This window comes from Nitrospira sp. SG-bin1 (assembly GCA_002083365.1).
GTDB lineage: Bacteria > Nitrospirota > Nitrospiria > Nitrospirales > Nitrospiraceae > Nitrospira_D.
Map to the genome: position 1 here is coordinate 526,374 of LVWS01000033.1, position 23,714 is coordinate 550,087.

The following is a 23,714-nucleotide window of genomic DNA, read 5'->3' on the forward strand; positions in this document are numbered from 1 at the left end:
GGTGCATGATTGCAAGACCTGACCCCAACTACGTGGATCCGTGCGCCTCATGGTCATGTCGGGCCCGTAGATCATATTCCAATTAGGGGTAACTAATACGCCATGACACAACTCCAGACTCGACTTCGCGATGTATGTCGGCAGCTTGGGATACGCATAATTGTTCCTTTCAAGCTTGAGTTGATTGGTGGCCATACAATTTTGGCCCAGGCACTCCTACCCCAACTTGGCTCAGCGCAGGGAATGATCATAGTAACTAGCATTTCAGATCTCTCCGGGAAAGAAAATGAGTTGGTTGAAATGGGGTTTGGTTATAGTGTTTTGGATGAGCCTTCTTCCGATATTGATTATCGGGTAGACGGCTGCATAAGGATGTTTTCTGACTGGGGATGGGCTTCCGATGAAGCAAAACCTGATTGGTTGTTGGACCAAGAAGAGTAGAAAAACCAATAAGTGGAGAGAGAAAGAAAATAGGGACAAGCTGAATTTCCGATGAGAGCCGTAGCTGAACAAGAACCGATAGGTGCTGAGCAAATTGCAGATAGGTCTGCTCACATGCCTCACATTACCGACGCCCTCAGCGGCGTCACCGGCTTCACCTACGATCCCAACGGCAATCTGCTCACGCTGACCGACGCGAAGAACCAGACCACGACCTACACCTACGACAACATGGACCGGCTCAAGACTCGGAAGGATGCCCTGCCGGCCCGTCCCGCCGAAAGCTATGACTATGATCTGGCCGGCAATCTCACGCGCTTCACGGATCGCAAGAACCAGCAGACGAACTTTGTGTACGACGCACTGGATCGCCAAACGAGCACCAGCTATGCCGACGGCACCAGCGTGACTGCCGTCTATGATGCGGTGGGCAACGTGATGAAGCTGACGGACAGCGCCTCCGGCGCCATCGACTGGACCTACGATGTCCTGGATCGGGTCACGCAGGAAGTCACGCCGCAGGGGATCGTCACCTACACCTATGACGCGATCGGTCAACGGCTCACCATGCGGGCCAATGCCCAGCCACCGGTGTCCTACACCTACGACGCCAATTCGCAGCTCTCCCAAGTCACTCAAGGCCCACTCTCAGCGACCTTGACGCACGATGCGTTGGATCGGCGCACACAATTGCAACGGTCCAACGGGGTCACGACGACGTACAACTATGATCCGGCTTCACGACTGTTGGGGATCACACACGCCAAAGGCACCACCACGCTGGAGCAGCTCACACACAACTTTGATCCAGCGGACAACAAGAACCAAGTCACCCAGCTGATTCAGAATGCCACAGCCCTCCCGCCTGCCGTGACGGCGGCCTATAACGCCGTGAATGCGCAGATTCAATTCAACAGCGGGACGCTGGGCTATGACAACAACGGCAATCTGACCAACGACGGCACCAACACCTATACCTGGGATGCGCGCGATCGCTTGATCGTCATCAGCGGAGGCACCAGCGCCACCTTTAGCTATGATGCGCTAGACCGCCGCATTGCCAAGACCATCAACGGGGCGACCTCGACCTTCCTGTATGACGGCGCGGATGTCGTCACTGAATCCGGCGCCGCGAATGCCAGCTACCTGAGCACGCTGAATATCGATGAGCCGATTGTCCGGCAGACTCCCGGTGGTAATGAGTACTACCACACGGACGACCTTGGCTCGACGCTGGCCCTGACCAATGACACCGGGGCGGTGACGACGACCTATGCCTATAGTCCATTCGGCGCAACGACCGTGAATGGTCTATCCACGAATCCCATACAGTTCACGGGCCGGGAAAACGATGGCAATGGCCTCTACTATTACCGCGCTCGGTACTACAACTCCTCACACAGCCGGTTCTTAAGCGAAGATCCGCTGGAGTTTGACGCCGGTGATCCCAACCTGTATGCCTACGTCTTCAACAACCCGACGAACTTCATCGACCCATTCGGCGAAAAGATCAGAATCCCAGGGCCGATCAAGCAGTGTCTCCTTGGGATGCTGAAGGCGGCGGGTATTGATCTCGCTAAGCGGAAATCAGCGACTGATCCCGATACACTAGCGGATGCGGCTCAGGGGTGCGGGGGAGGAGGGAAGAGTGGTACGCCTCCTAAGGTCAAGGTCAAAGAGGGGACATATGAATTCAAGACCAGGGATGGGAAAACCTATGTCGGACAAAGCGGTGACATTCCGGCAAGGCTTGAGCAGCATCGAAGATCGGGGAAGCTACCTGAAGGTAACGAGGTAAAGGTGACCGAAGTACTAGGTGGAAAAACCACGCGGGAAATCGCCGAACAAAATCGGATTAGGGAATTAGGTGGCATTGGAAGTGGCAATTTGGCAAACCAACGAAATCCTATAGGTCCAAAAAGAAGACATCTTCTCTCGGGTGAGTAGGTTGAACGATGAGATATGAGCTTGAGCCAGGGAGATTTGGGATGCGCATGGTTCTGAGATCCATGTGGACCGACGAGCTACTGGCGCCCTTTATGGAGAACGATGTCCGAGAGCTGGAACTCAACTATGCAAAAGGATGGAAAGTCCAAAATCTAGAGTTTCTGAATCATCTACCCAATCTCCTGTGTCTAGATCTTGGACACTTCACCATTGAAGACATTTCACCCATCCATGTACTGCACGACTTGAAAGCGCTCCAAATTGAGACTTACTGCAAAACAAAAATTGATTTTTCTCAATTTCCTAAACTGGAGGAAGTAGCACTGGAGTGGAGAAAAGGAGCCGAGTCGCTTTTTGAGTGCTCGCAATTGCGAAAAGTCTTCGTAAATCGGCTCAAGGCGGAAAGTCTTAGCGTGTTTAAGAAACTCACCAGTTTAACTTCGCTCAGGGTGTACAACTCCTCGATTAAATCAATTGGTACGATTGTCATTCCAACGCTCACGACGTTGGAAATCGCCAATGCCAGAAAACTTGCCTCACTGAAAGGCATCGAGGGCTTCCCCAACCTTACCCGCCTTGTCATTGAGGGATGTCGTGCAATACGCAGTATTGATCCCTTGTCGATTCTGAAGCAGCTTGAAGTCCTTACTGTGGCCAACGACGGGGAAATTCAATCATTTAAGCCTCTTGCTGGTTTGAAAAAACTGAGGGAGGTTCATTTCTACGAATCCACAAACATCGAAGATGGTGATCTTACACCATTGAAGCAAGTACCCGGCTTAGTAAAGGTCTCCTTCCAAGAGCGCAAACACTATAACTTGAAGCGGAAAGATTTTGAGCTTTGAGGACACAATAAGTGGTCGAGCATGATTTCTTGATAGCACATTGGATCAGTGAAGAGATCGGGCTGGGAAGAAAACCTTATGAATCGGATATGGTACAGGTGACACGGATGCGATGGAAGACAGGAGTTTGGGCTGGCTTTTTATGGGTGATCGTACTGCTCTTGAGCCCCGTATCGGTCTTGGCCGACCAGACCCAATACATCTATGATGATCTCGGCCGACTCTCGCAGGTCATCGACGGGCAGGGCAACGTCGCGACGTATACCTACGATGCCGTCGGTAATCTCCTCTCCATCACGCGCAACACGGGAGGCATCGGCGCGCCGACAATCACGGCCTTTACGCCGAACACGGGCAATGCGGGAACCTCCGTCAACGTTTCGCTGACCGGTACGAATCTGACCGGCGCGTCGCTCGCCACGAGTAATTCCGGCATTCTCGTCCGCAATGTCGTGACGACCCCAACCTCGATCACCGCCACGTTCCAAATTGCCTTTAGTGCGGCTGCTGGACCCGCGACCGTCACCGTGACGACGACGACCGGTTCGGCTACGACGAGCTTCTCCGTGAATGCCTCCGCGCCCGTCCTCTCGGCTTTGTCGCCGACCTCCGGGCCCGTTACGCGATTGGTCACGATCACCGGGAATGGGTTCAGCACCACGGCGGGCTTGAATCAAATCGCCTTCAATGGGGTGACCGCTACGACGCTTTCTGCCACTTCGACCACACTCACGACGCAAGTGCCCAGCGGTGCTACGACTGGGCCTGTGACCGTGACAGTGGGAGGCTTGGCTTCGAATGGGCTGAATTTCACCGTTGCCAATGCGGGACCCCCACCGGCACTCACGTCGGTTTCACCGAATGTCGGCTCAGTGCAGGGCGGCCAGCAGACGACGTTGACGGGTACGGGCTTCATCGCTGGTACGACCGTCAAGATCGGCAACAAGCCGGCCTCGGTCCTCACGCTCGTGTCCGCGACGAGCATGATCGTGCAAGTTCCCGCGTCCGTGGTCGGGCCGGCCGATGTGGTGGTGACGAATACGAACGGCGACGCCGTGCTGCAGAACGGCTATACCTATGTGGCGGGAGCGCCGCAGCGGATCGGAGCGATCACCCCCACCATGGGGCTGATCAACCTTCCACGCAACACCCCAGTGACCGTGTCGTTCTCTCGTCCCGTCGATCGGACCACGATTACCACAAGTACCTTTGCGTTTACTCAGGGCGCGACGCCAGTGGCCGGGACCTTTACCTTCGAGTTCGGCGATACGGTGGGGATATTCTTGCCAATCGATCTGTTGCTACATCATTTCCCTGCCTTCCGCCGGTTTGACTCCCCGAAAACCCTTGTGATAGCGTAAGTTTCTTCGTGGATGCCGGTGGACTCCGGTGGAATAGAGTGTCTGTGATGGGTTCGAAACGATGTTACAACCACCTAACCTAAGGTGGTGAGGAGTTGATATGAAGTTCGTCTGTTTGAACTGCGAAACATATATGAGTCTTGAGAAGGTGGAGAAGCCGGAGGAGGGCTCGCTCGGTGTCTTTTTCGCATGCCCTTCTTGTAGTGCCAAGTTCTCGATGGTGACCAATGCCGGTGAAACGAACATGATGAATGCATTGGGGTTAAAGCTGGGTGCCAAGGTTGAGCCGGCGGCGTCCATGGAAGGGTTGCGGGCTCTCGCGGGAAACGGCCAAACCGCTCCTGCTATGAACAAGCCTACCCAGAGTGGGCCGACAGTATCCGCCACCACTGCCTCACCTGCGAAAGCTGGGGAAAAGGCGAGTGGCTGTCCGTTCTCGGCGATGGTAGCTGAGATGGGGTTGACGAGCTCCGGTAAGCCAGCCAACGAGGGGGCTTCCCCGTCTGAGTTCACGTGGACGGCCGATGCCAAGGAAAAGCTTGACCGGCTTCCGGCTTTTGTCAAACCGATGGTGCAGGGAAGCGTCGAGGCTTATGCGCGCAAGCAGGGTTTTAAGACCATCACGCTGCAAGTCATGGACGATTCAAAGAATGATTCGCCCAACGGCATGATATGGTCTCGGGAGGCCGAACAACGGCTCGACAATATCCCGGATTTCATCCGCCCCATGGCGCGCAAAGAGGTTGAACGGATGGCCAAGGAGCGCGGATTGTCGACGATCACAGCGCAAGTGATGGATGAGGCCAAAGAGAAGTTCATGAAGTTCATGTAACGACGGGATTCATTGTGGACATAGAAAAGGCCCATCCGGCCGGCTGGATGGGCCTTTTTACTATCTATCAGGTTCTTGCAGCGGTTCGTGATGCGGCTGATTTACGGGCTCACTCTGGTGGTTCTTACCGTCGTTTTCTCTATCTGGCCCGTTGAGGCGCAGGCGCCGCAGGCTACTTATCCCGAGGTGATGAGTGACGCAGCCGTATCCCACGATGCTCACAAGGGGCATGGAGGTGGTGCGTGGGAGGGCTCGGCTCAAGGCGTAGCCTACTCCGAGTTCAACCATCGGTTTGTCGGCTTGTTTGTAATACTGGTCGGCTTGGCGGAACTAGGGCATGCGCTGCGATACCCCCTGCCGTTCTGGATCCGTCTGGTTCTGCCGAGCGCCTTGGCGATCATCGGGCCCTATCTGCTGATCTGGAGTGACCATGAGGCTTGGCCGATTGGGCGGCTCAGCTTTGCGCAAACTTTTTTTGGGCAAGATCAGGAAATCATCCAGCATAAATTTTATGGAGTGTTTGGCACGACGGCTTCGGTGAGTGAGACGTTTCGCCGTATGGGGTGGGCTCGGCACCCGGCCTGGGCGGCGCCATTATTTTTTCTCGGCTCGGTGGGGGCCCTCCTGCTCTTTTTCCATTCCCATGGGAATCATCCCGCGAATCAGACGATCGAACTGCACCATGCCTTGCTCGGCAGCCTCGGGATCGGCGCTGCCGTCTCAAATGCCATGGTCTCCTGGGCGTCCGGTACTTCTGGACAGACGATGAAACGGTGGGAAGTGGCATGGGCGACATGTGTGATCGCCATGGGTCTTCAGCTGCTCGTGTATTTTGAATAACGGACGTGACATGGCCACTATGATTTGACACCTTTCGGAGGCCTGTGCTACGTCTACTTGCTCTTTGTCATTCTTGACACGCGATACAGCTCTAGCCAGCCGAGAGAGTCAGGCCGGATAGAGGAGGAAACATTATGGGTGGACATAGTCATTGGGCGACCATCAAGCGTCATAAGTCGGCGCAAGATGCGAAGCGCGGGAAAATTTTCACCAGAATCATCAGGGAGCTCACGATCGCGGCACGTTCCGGTGGAGACCCGGATGGAAATCCACGGTTGCGTCTGGCCATCGCCAAAGCCAAGGAAGCCAATATGCCTGGCGATACGATGAAGAAAGCCATTCAGCGCGGGACGGGGGAGTTGCCCGGCGTGACCTACGAGGAGTTCACTCTTGAAGGCTATGGTCCGGGCGGGACGGCCTTGCTTCTGGAGATCACAAGCGACAATCGGAATCGAACGGTGGCGGAGATTCGAAGTCTGTTCACGAAGAATCATGGGAATATGGCCGAGGCGGGCGCCGTGGCATGGCAGTTTCAGAAGAAGGGTCTGTTGACGATTGAACCGGGCAAGGTCGAGGAGGACACACTGCTCTCATTGGCATTGGACGCCGGAGCCGAGGATGTCAAAACCGGTGAGAAATCCATCGAGGTCATCACCGGACCTCATGAGTTTGAAGCCGTGAAAAAAGCGCTGGCGGATGCCAAGATCGAAACGACGCTTGCGGAAATTACGTACTTACCGCAGAATACCATCCGACTCGAAGAGAAGTCCGCCGAGCAAATGCTGAGGTTGATGGAAATCCTGGACGAACATGATGACGTTCAGAAGGTCCATGCCAATTTCGACATTCCGGACGAAGTGATGGAGAAAGTCGCTGCGACGGCGGCGGGATGACCCGCAGTTCACCACCATGGTTCTTGCCTTCGGGTAACGATACGACATGATCGCCTTTCTCACGGGGCGGTTGGCCTTCAAGGCACCCACGCACCTCACGCTCGATGTGCAGGGGGTCGGGTACGAAGTGCACATTCCCCTCAGCACCTATTACGCCCTGCCGAATCTCGACGAGGTGACCGCGCTGAACATTCATACGCATCTCCGCGAGGATGCCATTCAGCTGTTCGGCTTCATTTCCCAAAGCGAGAAGGAATCGTTTCTGTTGCTGACCAGCGTATCGGGCATCGGTCCGAAGCTCGCCCTCAGCGTGCTGTCGAGCCTGTCAGTCACGGATCTGGTTCACGCCATCCAATCCGAAGACATCGACAAACTCGCGACGGTTCCGGGCATAGGAAAGAAATCGGCCGGTCGCCTTGCTCTTGAACTCAAGGACAGGATCGGCAAAGTCAACGGTGTCCCCTCCCGTTCTATGGCGACCGAGACGTCCGGGTTTGATGTGTCCTACGAGGACGCGCTCTCGGCCCTGATAAACTTGGGCTATCGCGCTCAGGATGCCAAAGAGGCCTTAAAGCGAGTCACCAAAACGGCCACAGGCCCACTGGCGCTGAAGGAACTCATTCGCCAAGGGCTCAAAGAACTTGCAAGGGGGTAGGATGATGCCTATCCGTATAAGGAACGTAGTCAAGCCACTCCTGTACAGTATTCCTATCGGCGCGGTGCTCATGGGGCTATTCCCGCCTGTCAGCATGGCTCAAGTCGTTCAAGATCAGAAGAGCATCAGAATGACTTGCGGATCGTGCCCGGATGGGTATGCGACGACGGGCGTTACTCAATCCCCGGAAATATGCAAAGAGGGCGATCCGACCCTCGTGCAATGCGTGCCCCTCGGGGCAAACATGCTGGCCGTGTGCGGACCTTGTCCGGACGGCTATGCCGAAATAGGAAGTTCCTCGGTACCTGCTCGGTGTGGGAGCCAAGACGGAGGGCGGTTGTCACAATGTCAGTTGAGGAAAATGGAGCACAATTTCCCCGACGCGACCCAGGGCTATAAAAAATGTCCCCCTGACTGCGGCAGTACGGTCCAGCCTGGACAAGGGGCCCTGTCGCCTCCCCCAAAGTATCAACAGTTGCCGGAGAACAAGTAGACACGAGCGTCGCACTATGACTGAACGGTTCGTGACTAATCGCGCCACGGACGAGGAGCGGGGTCAGGAAAATGTCCTTCGGCCCCAGACGCTCGATGAGTATGTCGGCCAAGAGAAAATGAAAGAGTCGCTTCGTATTTGTATCGAAGCGGCCAAGCAGCGGGGAGAAGCCCTTGATCATGCCATTTTCTACGGACCGCCCGGTTTAGGCAAGACGACCATCGCCCACATTATCGCCAGAGAGATGGGCGCGACCTTGCGGTCCACGTCCGGGTTGGTCTTAGCCCATGCCGGTGACTTGGCGGCCATCCTGACCAATCTTCAGGAGCATGATGTGCTCTTTATCGACGAGATTCACCGCCTCCCCGCATCCGTCGAGGAAGCGCTGTATCCAGCCATGGAGGACTTCCAACTGGATCTGGTGATTGGACAGGGGCCTGCTGCCAGAACCGTCAAGCTGGATTTGCCTCGGTTCACCCTGGTCGGGGCAACGACCAGGGCCGGTTCACTGACATCCCCGTTGCGGGACCGATTCGGCCTGGTCTATCGGTTGGAATTCTATGAGCCGTTTGAGCTGGAGGCCATCGTGACGCGTTCGGCCGGAGTCTTAGGCATTGGGATCGATCGGGAGGGTGCTGCGGAGATCTCACACCGCGCGCGTGGAACTCCTCGGATCGTCAACCGACTGATTCGGCGGATCAGGGACTATGCCCAAGTCAAGGCTGATGGGCATATCACCGCACAGGTGGCCAAGGAGGGGTTGGCCTGGGTGGGCATCGATGAAGCTGGGTTCGATGAAATGGACCGCAAGATCCTGATGACCATCATGGAAAAGTTCAATGGGGGACCCGTCGGAGTGGAATCCTTGGCGGCCGCCGTCCAGGAAGACAAGGGCACGATCGAGGATGTGTATGAGCCCTATTTGATCCAAGCCGGTTTCCTTGATCGTACCGGTCGTGGTCGACAAGTGACTCGTTTGGCGTACGATCACTTTAAGCGGGCTTCTCCCTTACTCATGTAGTAACCGGCATCCTATCTCTTCCCAACTCCTATTACCAAGCGCTATCCTTGCAATAGATTCGATCGTTCCTGTAGAATTCCCCACTTGTCTCTACGATTTCCTTTCCCCCCGGGGATCGGAAAGCCCCCCGCGATCCGATGTCTGAGGCGAGACTCCGCATGTCCAGAGATATGTCAGAATATCGTAAGGAAATCGACAGGATCGATGATGAAATTATTCGACTGCTCAATGAACGGTCGAAATGCGTCATCGAAATCGGCAAGCTCAAAAAAGAAAAGGATGCGAATGCCAACCTCCATACCGCCGGCCGGGAGGCGGAGATCATCGAACGGCTCACGAAACTCAACACAGGCCCTTTCCCCAGCGAAGCCATCCCATCGGTCTATCGAGAGATTATGTCGGCCTCCTTGTCACTTGAGGCTCCCCAGAAGGTAGCGTACTTGGGGCCGCGGGCCACCTTCACCCACATGGCTTGCATGCAGAAATTCGGCTCGTCCGTCCAGTATGTCCCGGTCCAGAGCATTAAAGAGGTGTTCAGCGAGGTCGAGCGGGGTCGGGCCAATTTCGGGGTGGTGCCGATTGAAAACACCACGGAGGGTGTCGTGAATCACACCCTCGACATGTTTATCGATTCCAGCTTGTTGATCTATGGAGAAATTCTTCAAGAGGTTTCGCACCATCTGCTGTCGAAAACGGGGCTCATCGAGGACGTGAAGAAAATCTACTCCCATCCCCATGCCCTTGCGCAATGCCGGAATTGGCTGGAGACCAATCTGCCGCATGTCCCCGCGGTTGAAGTCGCCAGCACGGCTCGGGCCGCCGAACTGTGTATCGATGAACCGGCCTCGGCTGCCATTGCATCAGAGCTGGCCGGCCATCTCTACGGGTTGAAAGTCATCAAGGCTCGTATCGAAGACAATTTGAATAATTTCACGCGCTTCCTGATTCTGTCTCAAAAACCGTCGGAGCGGACCGGGAAAGATAAGACCTCATTGATGCTGTCCGTGAAGGATAAAGTCGGGGCTCTCTATGACCTGCTCCGTCCTTTCGCCTCCCATGGAATCAATATGACGAAGATCGAATCCCGCCCCTCTCAACGCAAGGCGTGGGAGTACATTTTCTTTGTGGATGTCGAAGGACATATGAATGAAGAGCGCGTCAATAGGGCGATTGAAGAAGTGAAAGCGCGCTGCCTCTTTATGAAGATTTTAGGCTCCTATCCGATCCATAGCTGACCATGGCACTACAGGTTCATCCCGATATCCGATCTCTCAGTCCGTACGTTCCCGGCAAGCCGATCGACGAACTGCAACGGGAGCTTGGGCTCTCACGCGTGATCAAACTTGCCTCCAACGAGAATCCGCTGGGGCCCTCGCCGAAGGCCTTGGCCGCATTGGCCGGTGCAGAGGACATGCTGCATCGATATCCGGACGGAGGCGGCTATCAACTTCGGCAGAAGATTGCGGATCGTTGGAAGGTGGCCGGGGATCAGGTCATCCTCGGCAACGGGTCCGATGAAATCCTTGGCTTGTTGGCCAGGACATTCTTGACTCCTGGTGATGAAGCCATCATGGCTGATCACACGTTCGTGATCTATAAGATGGAGGTCACGGCGGTCCACGGTAAGCCGGTGGTCGTGCCTCTCGTCAACTGGGCTCACGATCTTGAATCAATGGTACGCGTCGTAACGCCACGCACGCGATTGCTCTTCCTTTGCAATCCCAATAATCCCACCGGGACGATCGTGTCGCGGGACGCGGTTGATCGACTCATGGCCAACGTGTCCCATGACGTCATCGTCGTGTTCGACGAAGCCTACTTTGAATATGTCCGCAATCCGCAGTTTCCCGATGCGATGGCGTATGTGAAGCAGGGGCGGAATGCGATTGTCCTGAGGACGTTCTCCAAGATCTATGGACTCGCCGGATTACGCATCGGATACGGAATGAGTACTCCGGAGATCATCGACTACCTGAATAGAGTGCGCCCTCCGTTCAATGCCAACAGTCTTGCCCAGAAGGCCGCCCTGGCCGCATTGGGAGATGATGAGCATGTGGCCAGGAGTCGGGCCGTCAACGCAGCCGGGATGGAGCACATTGAGCAGGGGTTGCGCGCCTTAGGATTGACTCCTATTCCGAGCGAGACCAATTTTCTTTATTTTGATGCGAAACAGGATGGACGAGGGGTGTTCGAAGCATTGCTCCGAGAAGGGATTATTGTGCGGCACATTGAGGGAACCATGCTTCGTGTCACCATCGGTCAACCCGACGAGAATGCTGCCTTCCTCCAGGCTCTCGAGAAAGTCTTGAATGGAGGTCGGTGAGAATATAGTGAGGAAATTATGATCATCGTGTTGAAACCTGAGGCTTCGGAAAGTGAAGTGGATCACATTATCGACCGACTGCGCGATCTGGGCTTGAAATCGCAGATCTCCACGGGCCAGGAACGCACCATCATCGGTGTCATCGGAGACGATCGCATCCTGCACAATCAGCCCTTGACGGCACTTCCTGGGGTTGAAAGCGTTCTGCCGATCCTTGCCCCCTGGAAGCTGGTCAGCCGTGAGTTTAAGAAGGAGGCGACGATCATCGATGTCGGAGGCGTCAAGATTGGAGCGAACAAGCTGGCCATCATGGCAGGACCCTGTGCGGTCGAACGGCTCGAACTCACCGTGGGGATTGCGCATGAAGTCAAGGCTGCAGGAGCCACGATTCTGCGGGGGGGAGCCTATAAACCCAGAACATCACCCTATTCCTTTCAGGGGTTGGGTCGTGAAGGGCTTGACTACTTGGTTGAAGCGAGGAAACAGACGGGATTACCCGTGGTCAGCGAAATTCTAGACACCCGGGATATCGAGCTCTTTCTCGAAAAAGCGGACATTATTCAAATCGGCGCACGGAACATGCAGAACTTCGAGCTCCTGAAGGAAGTCGGCGCCTATGATAAACCGGTCCTCCTGAAACGAGGCTTGTCCGCGACCATCAAGGAATTTCTCCTGTCGGCCGAGTACATCATGTCACGCGGAAACCAGAACGTGATGCTGTGTGAACGGGGGATTCGTACGTTCGAAACTCAATATCGCAACACGTTGGATCTCGCGGCCATTCCCACCTTGAAAGAGCTTTCGCATCTCCCGGTCATCGTTGATCCCAGTCATGCCACGGGTAAGTGGGATTTAGTCGCTCCGATGTCAAAGGCGGCGGTCGCCGCCGGCGCCGATGGCCTGCTCATCGAGGTTCATTCGAATCCGGAATGTGCGTTGTGTGACGGTGAGGAATCCATCAAACCCTCGAAGTTCAAGGCCTTGATGACCGATCTCAGAAATATCGCGAAAGCCGTGGGTCGAGAGCTGTAGAGACGATATGGCCGTTCACTTCAAGCACGTCGCGATCATCGGTGTGGGGCTGATCGGTGGATCGTTGGGCATGATTCTCCGGCGAAAAGCGTTGGCGGATCACGTGGTCGGCGTCGGCCGTCGGGTCGAAAATCTCAAGGCGTCGGTAGCGTTGGGGGCGATCGATCGATATGTGGCCGATCCTCAAGAGGGAGTGCGTGGTTCGGACTTGATCGTCCTGGCGACACCTGTCGATACCTATGAGCGACATCTGCACGAGTGGGCCCATTGTCTTGCTCCCGGCGCGATCGTCAGTGATGTGGGAAGTGTGAAAGGCACCTTGGTCGAACGGTCGGAAGCAACCATGCCGGCGGGTGTGCATTTTGTGGGAGCCCATCCTATAGCGGGAAAAGAAAAGACGGGTGTTGCGGCGGGGTCGGATCAATTGTTCAAAGGAGCACGCTGTATTTTGACACCGACACGACGAACGGACCCGACGGCACTGGATCGGGTGAGACAGCTCTGGGAAGAGGCCGGTTCCATTGTCTTAACGATGGATCCGCATCTGCACGACCAAATTCTAGGCGCTGTCAGTCATCTGCCCCATGTGGCGGCCTTTGCCCTTATGAATGCCTTGGCCGAGCTTCGAGACCAGCAGATTCCATCGTTGGATCTCGCCGGTCATTCAGGAGGAGGCTTACGGGATACGACCAGGATTGCGGCAAGTTCCCCGGAAATGTGGCGGGATATTTTCTTGTGGAATCGGGATAATGTAGCGTCCTATCTCGACCGATATGTGCGCGCTCTGGAAGAATTGAAGCAGCTGATCAAAACAGGGGATGCAGCCGGCATCGAGAAGTTACTTGAGCGGGCCAAAGGCGAACGTGAAAAGTTGAATGGTTTTTCTTCGAGCCACCCATGACATCAATGACGATCACCCCGGGCCGGCCACTCAGAGGAACGACGACCGTTCCCGGTGATAAGTCTCTCACCCATCGGGCCATCATTCTTACTTCACTGGCAGAAGGCACGAGTACGATAGGGAGTTACTGTCAGGGAGAAGATTGTCTGAACACGATGAGGGCCTTTCAGGGGCTGGGTATCCCCATTATGCAGAGTCCCACCGAGTTAACCGTCAACGGGAAGGGGTTTTGGGGATTATCCGAGCCAAGCGCCCCGATCGATTGCGGCAATTCCGGAACCGGTATCCGTCTGCTCGCGGGGATCCTGGCAGGGCAAGATTTTTTCTCCATCCTCACGGGCGACGAGTCGATCAGGCGGCGCCCCATGGGGCGGGTCGTCAAGCCGCTGCGCGAGATGGGTGCGGTGATCGGAGGCCGTAAAGGCGGAGAACTCGCTCCCTTGGCGATAACGGGAGCCGGCCTCCATGGGATCGAGTACGCGTCGTCCGTAGCCAGCGCACAGATCAAGTCGTCGCTCCTGCTCGCCGGCCTCTTCGCTCAAGGGCAGACTCGATATAAGGAACCCAGTTTGTCCCGAGACCATACGGAACGGATGTTTCAGTTCTTTGATATTCCTCTCACGAGAGAAGGCGATACCCTGGTTTTACAAGGGCGTCCTTCGGTCGGATGGCCAGGCGTGCAGATGACCATTCCCGGTGATTTCTCGGCCGCCGCGTTCTTCATCGTGGGAGCGTCGATCGTGGAAGGATCCGATATCACCATCTACAATGTCGGGATGAATCCGACCAGAACCGGTCTCATCGAAGTCATGAGAACGATGGGAGCCGACATTCAAATTCTTGGGCTGCGAGAAGCAGCCGGTGAACCGGTGGGGGATCTTCGTGTGAAATCATCTCCATTGAAGGGCGTGATGATCGGCCACGACCTCATTCCAAAAACAATCGATGAATTTCCGGTATTGTGCGTGGCGGCCGCTGTGGCAGAGGGGGACACGGTGATTTCCGGGGCAGAGGAATTGCGGGTCAAAGAAAGCGATCGGATTGCGACCATGAGTCGCGAGTTGAAGGCCATGGGGGCGCTCATTGAGGAACGGCCGGATGGAATGGTCATCCGCGGATTAGGCCGAGGGGGAGAGAACGGCCGACTCAAAGCATCGGACCAAGCCGAAAGCCATGGGGATCATCGTGTGGCGATGTCGCTCGCCATTGGCGGACTGACGGCGGAGGAACGCATGACGATCGCCGACACGGGCTGTGTCGATACATCATTTCCGAACTTCGACAAGGTACTCACTGATCTGTTGACGCGGCGCGTGTGAACGCATGCGTCCGATTGGTCTGTTCAAAAAGGAGAAGCGCTGATTGATTATTGCGATTGATGGACCAGCCGGAGTGGGCAAGAGCACGGTCGCCAAACTACTGGCGACTCGCCTGGGCTATCTCTATCTCGATACGGGAGCGCTCTATCGAGCTGTCGCATGGAAAACCTTGCAGTCGGGAATACGTCCGTCTGATCTCGAGCAGGTGACCAAGCTATTACCGACCACCACAATACACATGCAATATCACAATGGCGCCATGCATGTCTTGGTCGATGGTATAGATGTCAGCGATGAACTCCGTACACCGGAGGTCTCGGCCGCTGCGTCGATCGTGTCCGCTATTCCAGCCGTTCGTGACTGGTTGCTACCGATCCAGCGCCAGATCGGCCAACGAGGCTCGGTGGTTGCGGAGGGGCGTGATATCGGCACCAAGGTTTTTCCTGCGGCACCGTATAAATTCTTCTTGGAGGCGGATGCCGACGTTCGGGTCACGCGGCGGCATCGTGAACTGGTCGCCGCGGGTCGTGGTGGAACGGTTGAAGCGACATCGCGGGATCTGTCGGATCGAGATCGGCGGGATCGGACCCGTTCGGTGGATCCACTGCGTCCGGCGGAGGACGCACGATTAATCGATACCTCTGCTCTCAGCCCTGATCAAGTGGTGGAGCAGATAATCGCGGCTGTGTCGACCGGGTTGTGAGCGGAGTCGTCTACGGATTCTTGTGGGTATTGGCACGAGTCGTCGCGCTGATTTGCTTTCGGTATCGCGTCGAAGGCCGGATTCCTCAGTCCGGAGGTCTGTTAATCGCCGCGAATCATGCCAGTTACCTTGACATTCCGTTGCTTGGTTGCGGGATGCGCCGAAGGGCCTGGTACTTGGGGCGCAATGATTTGTTTCCGATCCCGGTGCTGAACCGGGTTCTGCAAGCGTTGGGCTGGATACCGGTAAGGCTCGGACGCCTCGACCGAGAGGCGTTCGGCAAGGCAATCAACCTGATTCGAGCAGGAAAAGTCGTGGTCATTTTCCCGGAAGGCGGACGCAGTCACGATGGCCACCTTCGGGAGCCGAAAGCGGGAATTGGAGTCATTGTGTCGCAGACAGGATGTCCGGTCGTCCCGGCATATCTAAAGGGGACCTACGATGTCCTGCCTCCGGGTGCTTCATGGCCGAGATGGCGCCGGGTGAGCGTGCGATTCGGGGATCCCATTCGGTTCGAGACCGAGAAACAACAAGAGAGGGCAGCGACAAAACAGTTTTATCAACTGGTCAGCCGTACGGTGATCGAACACATTGCGGCCTTGGGTCAAGTTCCCTTGCCAAAGGGAAAAGATGATCTGGCGCGCGAGACACCAAGCCGGCCGACCGCCGACGCTCACAACGCTGAGTGAGCCAGGCGACTTCACCATCAGCACCCGACGAAAGTCGGAAGAGTAGGATGTTCATATGGGTACGGTATCCAACAGCAGTGACGCTCAGTTAGACCGCAATGCCTTGGCGGCATTGTACGAAGAAACCTTCCGTAATCTCGAAGAAGGCACGATTACAGAAGGCCGTGTCGTGGCTTTGGCTAAGGACAAGGTCATCGTTGATATCGGGTACAAATCCGAGGGAGTGATTCCGGGTGATCAGTTCTCTACCGAGGAACTCCACAACCTCAAGATCGGGGACCGGCTCCAAGTCTATATCGAAGAATGTGAAGATGCGGACGGCAATCTCGTTTTGTCCAAGGAAAAAGCGGACAAGATGAAAATTTGGGAAGAACTCGAGAAACTCTACAAGGAAGAGAAAAGCATCGAAGGCAAGATTGTCTCACGCATCAAGGGCGGCATGATGGTCGATATCGGCGTGAAAGCGTTCTTGCCCGGCTCTCAGATCGATCTTCATCCGGTTCGTGATCTGGACGGCCTCGTGGGAAAGACCTTTCCCCTCAAGATCATCAAGATCAACCACCGACGAGGCAATGTGGTCGTCTCGCGCCGCGTGCTGTTGGAGGAAACCAGGGATAAAAAACGGCAGACGACGCTGGCCAATCTCAAAGAAGGCCAGCTCATTCAGGGGACCGTGAAGAACATCACCGACTACGGATCGTTCATCGACCTCGGTGGTATCGACGGCTTGCTGCACATTACCGACATGTCCTGGGGGCGAGTCGGGCATCCATCCGAACTGTTTACAGTGGGAGATAAGGTTGAAGTCACGGTGTTGAAATATGATCGTGAAACCGGTCGGATTTCGCTGGGGCTCAAGCAGAAGAGCGCGGACCCCTGGACCAATGTCGCCGGCAAGTATCCCATTGGGACCAGAGTTCGTGGCCGTGTCGTCAGCCTGACCGATTACGGCGCGTTCGTAGAACTCGAGCCCGGGGTGGAGGGATTGGTGCATGTTTCGGAGATGTCGTGGACGCACGAAGTCCGCCATCCATCGAGAGTCGTGGCGGTCGGTGATCAAGTGGAAGCTGCGGTGCTCAACGTCGATCCGGCAAGCCGGAAGATATCTTTGGGCATGAAGCAGACCGCGCCGAATCCCTGGGACATGATCGAGGGCAAATACCCGATCGGAACCCGTATCGAAGGAAAGGTGAAGAGCCTGACCGATTTCGGTGCGTTTGTCGGACTTGAAGAGGGGATCGACGGGCTCATCCATATCTCGGATATGTCGTGGACGAAACATATCAAGCATCCCTCCGAGTTGTTCAAAAAAGGGCAGAAAGTGGAAGCGGTTGTGTTGCGTATCGACAAGGAAAAAGAGCGGCTTTCGTTGGGGTACAAACAGTTGTCTCGTGATCCATGGGATGAGGCGATCCCGTCGCGGTATCGCGTCGGTGACTCGGTGACCGGCAAGGTGTCGAAAGTCGCCGACTTTGGGATCTTCATCGAATTGGACGGTGGGGTGGAAGGCTTAATCCATGTCAGCGAATCCGGTCTTGAACCGTCCGCGAAGCTGGAAGAAAAGTTTAAGTTGCAGGACGACGTGGCGGCGAAGATAATCAAAGTCGATCGAGACGAGCGCAAGATCGCCCTCAGCCTTCGCGACCATCAACTGGACTGGGAGCGCAAGCAGGTTGATGAGTATCACTCTGCACAGGGTGTGCTGGATCAGAGTCTGGGGCGGGCGGCCAAACAGAGCCGGAAACGGGCGCAATCGGAAGAGCAAGGCTAAGTGGGCCTGCTTATCTAGCGGAGCGGGGAGTGGGTCATGGCGGATGAAGTGACACAGACGGAAGGCCCGCGAAAGCGCCGTCCGTTCCGCAAGGCTTTGTGGCTTTTTGTGGCGGGGGTAGGAGTGTTGATTCTGATGAATCTCTTCTACCCCGACCTCGACTTGTCCAGTGAGGACCGCATTGCCTTGATTCGAGTTGAAGGCGTCATTCTTGATTCGCAAACAACGGTCGGAGAGTTGAAGCGATTCAGCGAAAATCCCTCGATCAAAGCCATCGTGCTACGGATCGATAGTCCCGGGGGCGGCGTCGTGCCGTCGCAAGAGATTTACGACGCGGTCAAGCGGGTCCGGAGCAAGAACAATAAGGCGGTGATCGCATCCATGGGAAGCGTCGCTGCTTCCGGAGGGTATTATATCGCTGCCGCAACGGACCGTATCGTGGCCAATCCCGGAACACTGACGGGCAGCATCGGAGTCATCATGGAAACGGCCAATGTGGAAGGGTTACTCCAGAAAATCGGTGTGGAAGGGATCGTCATCAAGAGCGGAAAGTATAAGGATGTGGGGTCTCCGCTCCGGAAGATGAGCGGAGAAGAAAGGGCGTTGCTCCAGGCCGTGATGGATGACGTTCACAAGCAGTTTATCGAAGCGGTGGCGGAAGGCCGTTCACTCGAACTTCGGACCGCCCAAGCCCTCGCCGACGGTCGAATCTTTACTGGACGCCAGGCCAAGGAAGCAAAACTGATCGATGAACTCGGTGACTTGGAAGATGCCATTCAACTGGCTGCCGAGGTGGCCGGGATCGAAGGAGAACCGAAGGTCGTCGAGCCACGCCGCCGCTTTTCCATTCGCGAAATCCTGGACTCGAAACTCAGCATGATGTTTCCGAAATTGAATATGCAACCGGGTGTGAGCTTGAAGTACCTGATGGCCTTCTAGCTGTGTCACTGAAGATGCGGCGATAACCGGGTCGAAGGGAGAGTGGATATGACCAAGGCGCAGATCATCGAAAAGGTTTCTGAGCAAGTCACCACCTTGACGAAGCGGCAGGCAGAAGTCGTCGTCAATACGATTTTCGATTGTGTCCGTGACTCGCTGAAGAACGGCGATAAAACGGAGATTCGCGGATTCGGCAGTTTTCGATTGCGGGCCCGTCGGATGAAGGAAGGGCGGAATCCAAAGACCGGAGAAACGGTTGCGGTTCCGGCCAAGCGGGTCCCGTTTTTCAAAGCCGGCAAAGAGCTCAAAGAGTTGCTCAATCAATAGACCGCTCGTCTTGGAAGAGGGGATTTGATCCCATGTCAGAACCGTCACAGTCTGCAGCCATGGAAATCCGTTGGACCGATGGCGCACTCAGGCGAATGGAACGTGCACCGATGTTTTTGCGTGGCATGGTCCGGCGTTTGGCTGAAAAAAAAGCGCGTGAATTGGGGTATGAGCAAATCACCGAGGAAATTCTCGAGCAGTTCAAGGGGCAGATGATGGGGCGTCTGGGCGGTGAAGCCGGTATGGCTTCTGCCGCCGAAGAAATGGCCCAGGGCCGTCTTCCATGGACCGCCGCCGCCAAAGAGCGGTTGGAGACGGTTCCTGAGTTCATGCGCGGGATGATCAAGCAGATCGCAGAGGAAGTCGCCAAGGAACGGGGGCATCTCGAAGTGAATGTCGAGTTGTTCGAAAAAGTGGAAGCCCTTGGTGACTTCCATGAGGAGACCGGCCCTCCGATGGAATGGACCGATGATGCCGCGGCCCTGCTCCAGGACAAGTTGAAACAATCGCCACCCATCGCCCTGGAATTCGTGACCGACATGTTGAAACGCGATACGGAAGATCTCGCCAGAGCGAAACGGCTGACCCGCATTGATGCAGCGGTTCTACAGGATCTATGGGAAGCGCCTCAGGAACGAATCGCTTGGACCGACGAAGCCTGGAAACGGCTTCAGACATCTCCGGATTTCGTGCGCAGCGGGATCAGAAAAGCAGCCGAACGGCGAGCCCGAAAGCTGGGATTGAAAGAAATCGATTCAGGCCATTTGACGACGTTCCGGAATCAGGCCATGATGAAGGCCGTCAAGCGCATCCGCTCGTTCGGTTATCAGGAATTGACATTCGATGCGTTCGATACCGCCCTTCAGAAAACCAAGCGCCTGCAGGGCAATGATCAAGCCGAGAAACGCCTTCAGGAAATTCGCGGGCACTTTGCCGACCCTTTGACAAAGAAGCCGGAAGGCGGGACCCTGGGAGCCGAGCTCATGGATCGTTTTCGCAGGTACCTCAAAGGAGAGGGAACGCTCTGACAATCGAAGATCCCTTCTGCGTTTTCTTCAAGGTGCTTTCCAAGAGCGTCGTGCAAGCAGTGGAGCGTTACACTTAGTGTGTTTCCACCGCTTGAGGCCAGAACTTGTGTCGGATTTGGGGGAGTGGTTCGTTATCCAAGTTCGGAATGTCGTAGAGGCAACGATCGATCGTCGCAACTTCGTCTTCAGTCAATGGTAACGTTACTTTTTTCTTCCAGAATTGATCAAGCGTAAAGTAGTCTCCCGACTGAGGCTTCTGCGCAAGCAATTCCTGCATTTTTTTGAAGCCCGGTGTATCAACGCCGGGGATGCGCCCCTTGTTCCGATCATGACACCAGGTGAGAACTTCGGCAATCCCGTACATCGTAATATCAACGTTCACAATCTTGCTCATAACTTTCCTCCTAAAAGCGACGCCGCATCATAACGTAAGCGGAAGGCAAAATTCAAAGGCTGATGAGGGCCCGCTCGTAGATTGCGAGGGGAAAGATTGCCTCTGTATACTGGGGCTTGTGATTCTATCGGCATAGGCCATTGGTCCCAGCAGGGTTCGGTAGCGGAGACTGTGTGAATAATCGTATCGAGCGGAGATCGCGCACCGCGAGGCTGTGCCTTTCCGTACTATGGCTGTTTCTTCCGATCGGTCACGGTTTGTGGGCCTGTTCCAAGAGCGAACCCTATGATCCACCTGATCCATTTTATTACTTTGCCAGTTACAAGGTGGGTAAGAACCCCACCACCATTGTCACCGAAGACCTTAATCAGGACTCGTTCACCGATCTCATCACGACCAATATTGCCAGCAATACCCTCTCGATCTTGCTGGGCAATGGTGACGGGACGTTCAGGGACCAAGTTCAACTCCATGTGTGCCAGGAACCGCGTTCTCTCGTGATGAGTCACTTCAATCAGGATCGGCATGCGGATATGGCTTTGGCATGTTCCGGTGGCGACGAGGTGATGATTTTGCTTGGACATGGAGATGGGAAGTTTGAAGAGGGGCCGCGTTATCCGGTCCATCGGGCGCCGATTGGTTTGGCCGCCGATGATATCAACGGTGACCATCATGCCGATCTGGTTGTCGCGCTACGGAATGACAAGATCAAGGTCTTTCTGGGGAACGGGACCGGCGAATTCCGACATGGAACACAGTACGAACATGGAGACACTCCTACATCCGTGGCCCTGTCCGATCTCAACGGCGATGGAAGATTGGATCTGGTGGTGACGAATGGAGGACCGATGTCGAATGCCGTTTCGATTTGGCTCGGGAACGGGGACGGCACCTTTCGTGATCCCAAAGACTATTCGACGGGCCGGCGGCCTCTCGGTGTGAGCTTTGCGGACTTTAATAATGATCATCATCGGGATCTATTGGTCATCAATGGAGAAAAAGATAGCTTCACGACGTTTCTCGGAAACGGCAATGCGACGTTTCGGCCCGGTAAGGATTCCGGGGCCGATGCTGGTCCCAACTTTGGGTTGGCGCGGGACTTCAATGGCGACCGGTTAGAGGATGTCGCCATCGTCAATCTCCAATCGAATGATCTGTCGATCTTGTTTGGAAAGGGTGATGGGACCTTTCACTATCCGCCGAGGAATTACCGCACGAAAGCCGGCCCGTTTGCCCTTTCATCATTTCGTGTCACCACCTCCGGACTGGAAGAACCCGGACTCGCCATCGCGGACAACGGAAGCGGCAGTGTCTCGATCTTCCTCCACCGTGGACTCAAACCCATTCCGAAGTTGGAGGCAAGAGAATAGGACGCGGGCAATCGCCGCCCATTCTTGACAGCCTGGAGGGCCTTCGCTAGAGTGGCCAGGGGCTAGGCCTGCGCGCAAATTTTGAGCATGACATGGCACTTCGATCCTTTGCATGGTGGTTCATGATCGGGGCTCTGCTGACCCTCTCCGTCCTCATGGTCCAGGGCGGAGTCCGCGACTTGTGGGAAGGCACGCAACCCTCTGGCGGGACGAATGTTTTCGTGTATTTTGGCACGACCCTCATCGGTGGTGGCTTGCTCGCTGGGTGCGTGGCGTTAATCATGAATCGCCTTCGGTAACCGGAGAGAACAGGACATGTATGCAGTGTCTCAAGTGCAAAGGGTTCATGTTGGTGGAACGCCACTATACCCTGGTCAACAGGCGGATATACGCTCGATGCCTCAATTGCGGGTTCTGGATTGATCTGGCCGACCTCCTCCGGTTTTTTCATAAAGTGATTGATAGTGGGCGGAAAGGTGATAAAGTGCGTGAATCGTTCATCTTTTAAACGAGGCGGCCGTTTGTGGCACGATGCGACCATGATCCCCTCGGTGATCACAGGCAAATCTTGGACAGTACCTTCCCTCGCTATACGCTTGTTTCAGTCATCGCTCTTTTCGTGATCGTGTTTTTCGTAGGCCCTGCTTCGGGGATGGAGAAGCAATCCCGGAACCCGGCTCACCATCCTGTCCGGTATGCCCCGCAACCCTTCCCGTGGAAACGAATCCCGGCGCACAGTATTCTTCTGAAAGAGTTGCGATCGGGCCGTATCCTGTTCGAGCACGAGGTCGAGAAACGCCTTTCGCCGGCCAGTCTCACCAAGATTATGTCGGCGCTGATCGTTCTTGAAAAAGGCCGCCTCGATGATTTGGTCACGGTGAGCAAGAATGCGGCAAGGGCTCCCAAAACTCACCTGAGGTTGAAAGTAGGGGAAGTGTTCCGCCTCGGCGATTTACTCAAGGCGATGATGATGGTGTCGGCCAATGACGCCTGCTTGGCGGCAGTCGAGCACGTCGGCGGAGACGAAGAGCAGTTCGTCATGTTGATGAACAGCAAGGCTGTTGCACTCGGGTTGTCAGACACCCACTTCAGCAATGGGTGCGGTTTCGACGGTCCCGACCATTACTCGACGGCTGAAGATCTCGCGACGTTGAGTGAAGTGGCGATGCGGAACATGGTGTTCCGAGACCTCGTGAAAGAGGAACGCGAGATTATCACACCAGTCAGCGGCTATCGCGCGTATGTTCTCCACAACACGAATCGTTTGCTCGGACGCATCCCCGGCGTGGAAGGGGTGAAAACCGGATTCACTTCAAAAGCAGGCCGCTGCTTGATCGCCAAAGTCTCCCAAAACGGGAGCGATTTGCTGCTCGTGATCCTGAACTCGAACCGTCGGTGGAATACCGCAAAGAGCTTGATCGACTATGGGTTCCGTCTCACGAATACCGTCCCCTAGCAGCCTCCTCTTATTCCTCACATAGTGTAAAGGATAACGTACGGAACTGGTTGGCATGTCGATTGTGGACGTCGCTGGTTCGCTATTTGGATGCGAGCACTATCGCTGGGCAGTCGAGAGGAGATTTCTCCGCG

Annotated in this window: 25 protein-coding genes and 1 pseudogene; 25 read left to right on the forward strand and 1 reads right to left on the reverse strand. The window is 55.4% G+C overall.

Features of this window, described 5'->3' with window-relative positions; translation table 11 throughout:
* The first annotated feature begins 102 nt into the window (after positions 1-102).
* The 21 genes and pseudogenes from A4E19_06965 to A4E19_07065 all read left to right on the forward strand — a co-directional run bounded on the left by A4E19_06965 (position 103) and on the right by A4E19_07065 (position 20,360).
* Positions 103-441, forward strand: a complete 339-nt coding sequence (locus A4E19_06965) for a hypothetical protein (protein OQW33079.1) — start codon at positions 103-105, stop codon at positions 439-441.
* 114 nt (positions 442-555) lie between these two features.
* A complete protein-coding gene (locus tag A4E19_06970) occupies positions 556-2,388 on the forward strand; it encodes a hypothetical protein (GenBank protein ID OQW33080.1) in 1,833 nt (610 codons plus the stop codon).
* A 41-nt stretch (positions 2,389-2,429) separates the two neighbouring features.
* The gene (locus tag A4E19_06975; protein OQW33081.1) at positions 2,430-3,233 is read left to right on the forward strand and encodes a hypothetical protein; all 804 of its coding nucleotides are present in this window, start codon (positions 2,430-2,432) and stop codon (positions 3,231-3,233) included.
* A gap of 11 nt (positions 3,234-3,244) precedes the next feature.
* A complete protein-coding gene (locus A4E19_06980; GenBank protein ID OQW33082.1) occupies positions 3,245-4,594 on the forward strand; it encodes a hypothetical protein in 1,350 nt (449 codons plus the stop codon).
* Positions 4,595-5,261: 667 nt separating this feature from the next.
* Complete coding sequence (locus A4E19_06985; GenBank protein ID OQW33201.1) at positions 5,262-5,426, forward strand: protochlorophyllide oxidoreductase; 165 nt, start codon at positions 5,262-5,264, stop codon at positions 5,424-5,426.
* Between the two features lie 75 nt (positions 5,427-5,501).
* Positions 5,502-6,266: a hypothetical protein gene (locus A4E19_06990; GenBank protein OQW33083.1), complete on the forward strand. Its 765-nt coding sequence runs from the start codon at positions 5,502-5,504 to the stop codon at positions 6,264-6,266.
* A gap of 134 nt (positions 6,267-6,400) precedes the next feature.
* Positions 6,401-7,159 carry a transcriptional regulator gene (locus tag A4E19_06995; protein OQW33084.1) on the forward strand — a complete coding sequence of 253 codons (759 nt, stop codon included), beginning with the start codon at positions 6,401-6,403 and terminating at the stop codon, positions 7,157-7,159.
* A gap of 46 nt (positions 7,160-7,205) precedes the next feature.
* Positions 7,206-7,814, forward strand: a complete 609-nt coding sequence (locus A4E19_07000) for a hypothetical protein (protein ID OQW33085.1) — start codon at positions 7,206-7,208, stop codon at positions 7,812-7,814.
* 1 nt (position 7,815) lies between these two features.
* The gene (locus A4E19_07005) at positions 7,816-8,307 is read left to right on the forward strand and encodes a hypothetical protein (GenBank protein OQW33086.1); all 492 of its coding nucleotides are present in this window, start codon (positions 7,816-7,818) and stop codon (positions 8,305-8,307) included.
* Between the two features lie 16 nt (positions 8,308-8,323).
* The gene (locus A4E19_07010) at positions 8,324-9,328 is read left to right on the forward strand and encodes a Holliday junction DNA helicase RuvB (protein ID OQW33087.1); all 1,005 of its coding nucleotides are present in this window, start codon (positions 8,324-8,326) and stop codon (positions 9,326-9,328) included.
* A gap of 158 nt (positions 9,329-9,486) precedes the next feature.
* Positions 9,487-10,563 carry a prephenate dehydratase gene (locus tag A4E19_07015; protein OQW33088.1) on the forward strand — a complete coding sequence of 359 codons (1,077 nt, stop codon included), beginning with the start codon at positions 9,487-9,489 and terminating at the stop codon, positions 10,561-10,563.
* 2 nt (positions 10,564-10,565) lie between these two features.
* Positions 10,566-11,651, forward strand: coding sequence for a histidinol-phosphate transaminase (locus tag A4E19_07020; protein ID OQW33089.1), 1,086 nt, complete (start codon positions 10,566-10,568; stop codon positions 11,649-11,651).
* 18 nt (positions 11,652-11,669) lie between these two features.
* The gene (locus tag A4E19_07025; protein ID OQW33090.1) at positions 11,670-12,683 is read left to right on the forward strand and encodes a 3-deoxy-7-phosphoheptulonate synthase; all 1,014 of its coding nucleotides are present in this window, start codon (positions 11,670-11,672) and stop codon (positions 12,681-12,683) included.
* A 7-nt stretch (positions 12,684-12,690) separates the two neighbouring features.
* Positions 12,691-13,584: a hypothetical protein gene (locus A4E19_07030; protein OQW33091.1), complete on the forward strand. Its 894-nt coding sequence runs from the start codon at positions 12,691-12,693 to the stop codon at positions 13,582-13,584.
* Positions 13,581-14,903, forward strand: a complete 1,323-nt coding sequence (locus A4E19_07035) for a 3-phosphoshikimate 1-carboxyvinyltransferase (GenBank protein OQW33092.1) — start codon at positions 13,581-13,583, stop codon at positions 14,901-14,903. The genes A4E19_07030 and A4E19_07035 overlap by 4 nt, the downstream gene beginning before the upstream one ends.
* Before the next feature lie 4 nt (positions 14,904-14,907).
* A pseudogene (locus tag A4E19_07040) lies at positions 14,908-15,606 on the forward strand (hypothetical protein).
* Positions 15,603-16,295, forward strand: coding sequence for a hypothetical protein (locus A4E19_07045; protein OQW33093.1), 693 nt, complete (start codon positions 15,603-15,605; stop codon positions 16,293-16,295). The pseudogene A4E19_07040 and the gene A4E19_07045 overlap by 4 nt, the downstream one beginning before the upstream one ends.
* Before the next feature lie 55 nt (positions 16,296-16,350).
* Positions 16,351-18,066: a 30S ribosomal protein S1 gene (locus A4E19_07050; GenBank protein ID OQW33094.1), complete on the forward strand. Its 1,716-nt coding sequence runs from the start codon at positions 16,351-16,353 to the stop codon at positions 18,064-18,066.
* A 36-nt stretch (positions 18,067-18,102) separates the two neighbouring features.
* On the forward strand, positions 18,103-19,005 hold the full coding sequence (locus tag A4E19_07055; protein ID OQW33095.1) for a multidrug transporter: 903 nt from the start codon (positions 18,103-18,105) through the stop codon (positions 19,003-19,005).
* Positions 19,006-19,053: 48 nt separating this feature from the next.
* Positions 19,054-19,332 (forward strand): integration host factor subunit beta, encoded by a 279-nt coding sequence (locus A4E19_07060; GenBank protein ID OQW33096.1) that lies wholly within the window; start codon positions 19,054-19,056, stop codon positions 19,330-19,332.
* 95 nt (positions 19,333-19,427) lie between these two features.
* A complete protein-coding gene (locus A4E19_07065; protein ID OQW33097.1) occupies positions 19,428-20,360 on the forward strand; it encodes a hypothetical protein in 933 nt (310 codons plus the stop codon).
* 73 nt (positions 20,361-20,433) lie between these two features.
* On the opposite strand, the gene A4E19_07070 is transcribed toward A4E19_07065, so the two are convergent.
* Entirely contained in the window at positions 20,434-20,754 is a 321-nt protein-coding gene (locus A4E19_07070) for a hypothetical protein (GenBank protein OQW33098.1), read from the reverse strand.
* A 173-nt stretch (positions 20,755-20,927) separates the two neighbouring features.
* On the opposite strand from A4E19_07070, the gene A4E19_07075 reads away from it, so the two are divergent.
* The 4 genes from A4E19_07075 to A4E19_07090 all read left to right on the forward strand — a co-directional run bounded on the left by A4E19_07075 (position 20,928) and on the right by A4E19_07090 (position 23,580).
* The gene (locus A4E19_07075; protein OQW33099.1) at positions 20,928-22,124 is read left to right on the forward strand and encodes a hypothetical protein; all 1,197 of its coding nucleotides are present in this window, start codon (positions 20,928-20,930) and stop codon (positions 22,122-22,124) included.
* Between the two features lie 92 nt (positions 22,125-22,216).
* Positions 22,217-22,423: a hypothetical protein gene (locus tag A4E19_07080; GenBank protein ID OQW33100.1), complete on the forward strand. Its 207-nt coding sequence runs from the start codon at positions 22,217-22,219 to the stop codon at positions 22,421-22,423.
* A gap of 20 nt (positions 22,424-22,443) precedes the next feature.
* Positions 22,444-22,632 (forward strand): hypothetical protein, encoded by a 189-nt coding sequence (locus tag A4E19_07085; GenBank protein ID OQW33101.1) that lies wholly within the window; start codon positions 22,444-22,446, stop codon positions 22,630-22,632.
* Between the two features lie 15 nt (positions 22,633-22,647).
* Positions 22,648-23,580 (forward strand): hypothetical protein, encoded by a 933-nt coding sequence (locus A4E19_07090; protein OQW33102.1) that lies wholly within the window; start codon positions 22,648-22,650, stop codon positions 23,578-23,580.
* The last annotated feature ends 134 nt before the right edge of the window (positions 23,581-23,714 follow it).

Excerpts from the sequence above, each read along its gene's own strand:
- A4E19_06965 (OQW33079.1), top strand. The coding sequence starts at position 103 with ATGACACAACTCCAGACTCGACTTCGCGATGTATGTCGGCAGCTTGGG.
- A4E19_06970 (OQW33080.1), top strand. The coding sequence starts at position 556 with ATGCCTCACATTACCGACGCCCTCAGCGGCGTCACCGGCTTCACCTAC.
- A4E19_06975 (OQW33081.1), top strand. The coding sequence starts at position 2,430 with ATGCGCATGGTTCTGAGATCCATGTGGACCGACGAGCTACTGGCGCCC.
- A4E19_06985 (OQW33201.1), top strand. The coding sequence starts at position 5,262 with ATGATATGGTCTCGGGAGGCCGAACAACGGCTCGACAATATCCCGGAT.
- A4E19_06995 (OQW33084.1), top strand. The coding sequence starts at position 6,401 with ATGGGTGGACATAGTCATTGGGCGACCATCAAGCGTCATAAGTCGGCG.
- A4E19_07000 (OQW33085.1), top strand. The coding sequence starts at position 7,206 with ATGATCGCCTTTCTCACGGGGCGGTTGGCCTTCAAGGCACCCACGCAC.
- A4E19_07005 (OQW33086.1), top strand. The coding sequence starts at position 7,816 with ATGATGCCTATCCGTATAAGGAACGTAGTCAAGCCACTCCTGTACAGT.
- A4E19_07010 (OQW33087.1), top strand. The coding sequence starts at position 8,324 with ATGACTGAACGGTTCGTGACTAATCGCGCCACGGACGAGGAGCGGGGT.
- A4E19_07015 (OQW33088.1), top strand. The coding sequence starts at position 9,487 with ATGTCCAGAGATATGTCAGAATATCGTAAGGAAATCGACAGGATCGAT.
- A4E19_07020 (OQW33089.1), top strand. The coding sequence starts at position 10,566 with ATGGCACTACAGGTTCATCCCGATATCCGATCTCTCAGTCCGTACGTT.
- A4E19_07025 (OQW33090.1), top strand. The coding sequence starts at position 11,670 with ATGATCATCGTGTTGAAACCTGAGGCTTCGGAAAGTGAAGTGGATCAC.
- A4E19_07030 (OQW33091.1), top strand. The coding sequence starts at position 12,691 with ATGGCCGTTCACTTCAAGCACGTCGCGATCATCGGTGTGGGGCTGATC.
- A4E19_07035 (OQW33092.1), top strand. The coding sequence starts at position 13,581 with ATGACATCAATGACGATCACCCCGGGCCGGCCACTCAGAGGAACGACG.
- A4E19_07050 (OQW33094.1), top strand. The coding sequence starts at position 16,351 with ATGGGTACGGTATCCAACAGCAGTGACGCTCAGTTAGACCGCAATGCC.
- A4E19_07055 (OQW33095.1), top strand. The coding sequence starts at position 18,103 with ATGGCGGATGAAGTGACACAGACGGAAGGCCCGCGAAAGCGCCGTCCG.
- A4E19_07060 (OQW33096.1), top strand. The coding sequence starts at position 19,054 with ATGACCAAGGCGCAGATCATCGAAAAGGTTTCTGAGCAAGTCACCACC.
- A4E19_07065 (OQW33097.1), top strand. The coding sequence starts at position 19,428 with ATGGAACGTGCACCGATGTTTTTGCGTGGCATGGTCCGGCGTTTGGCT.
- A4E19_07070 (OQW33098.1), bottom strand. The coding sequence starts at position 20,754 with ATGAGCAAGATTGTGAACGTTGATATTACGATGTACGGGATTGCCGAA.
- A4E19_07080 (OQW33100.1), top strand. The coding sequence starts at position 22,217 with ATGGCACTTCGATCCTTTGCATGGTGGTTCATGATCGGGGCTCTGCTG.
- A4E19_07085 (OQW33101.1), top strand. The coding sequence starts at position 22,444 with ATGCAGTGTCTCAAGTGCAAAGGGTTCATGTTGGTGGAACGCCACTAT.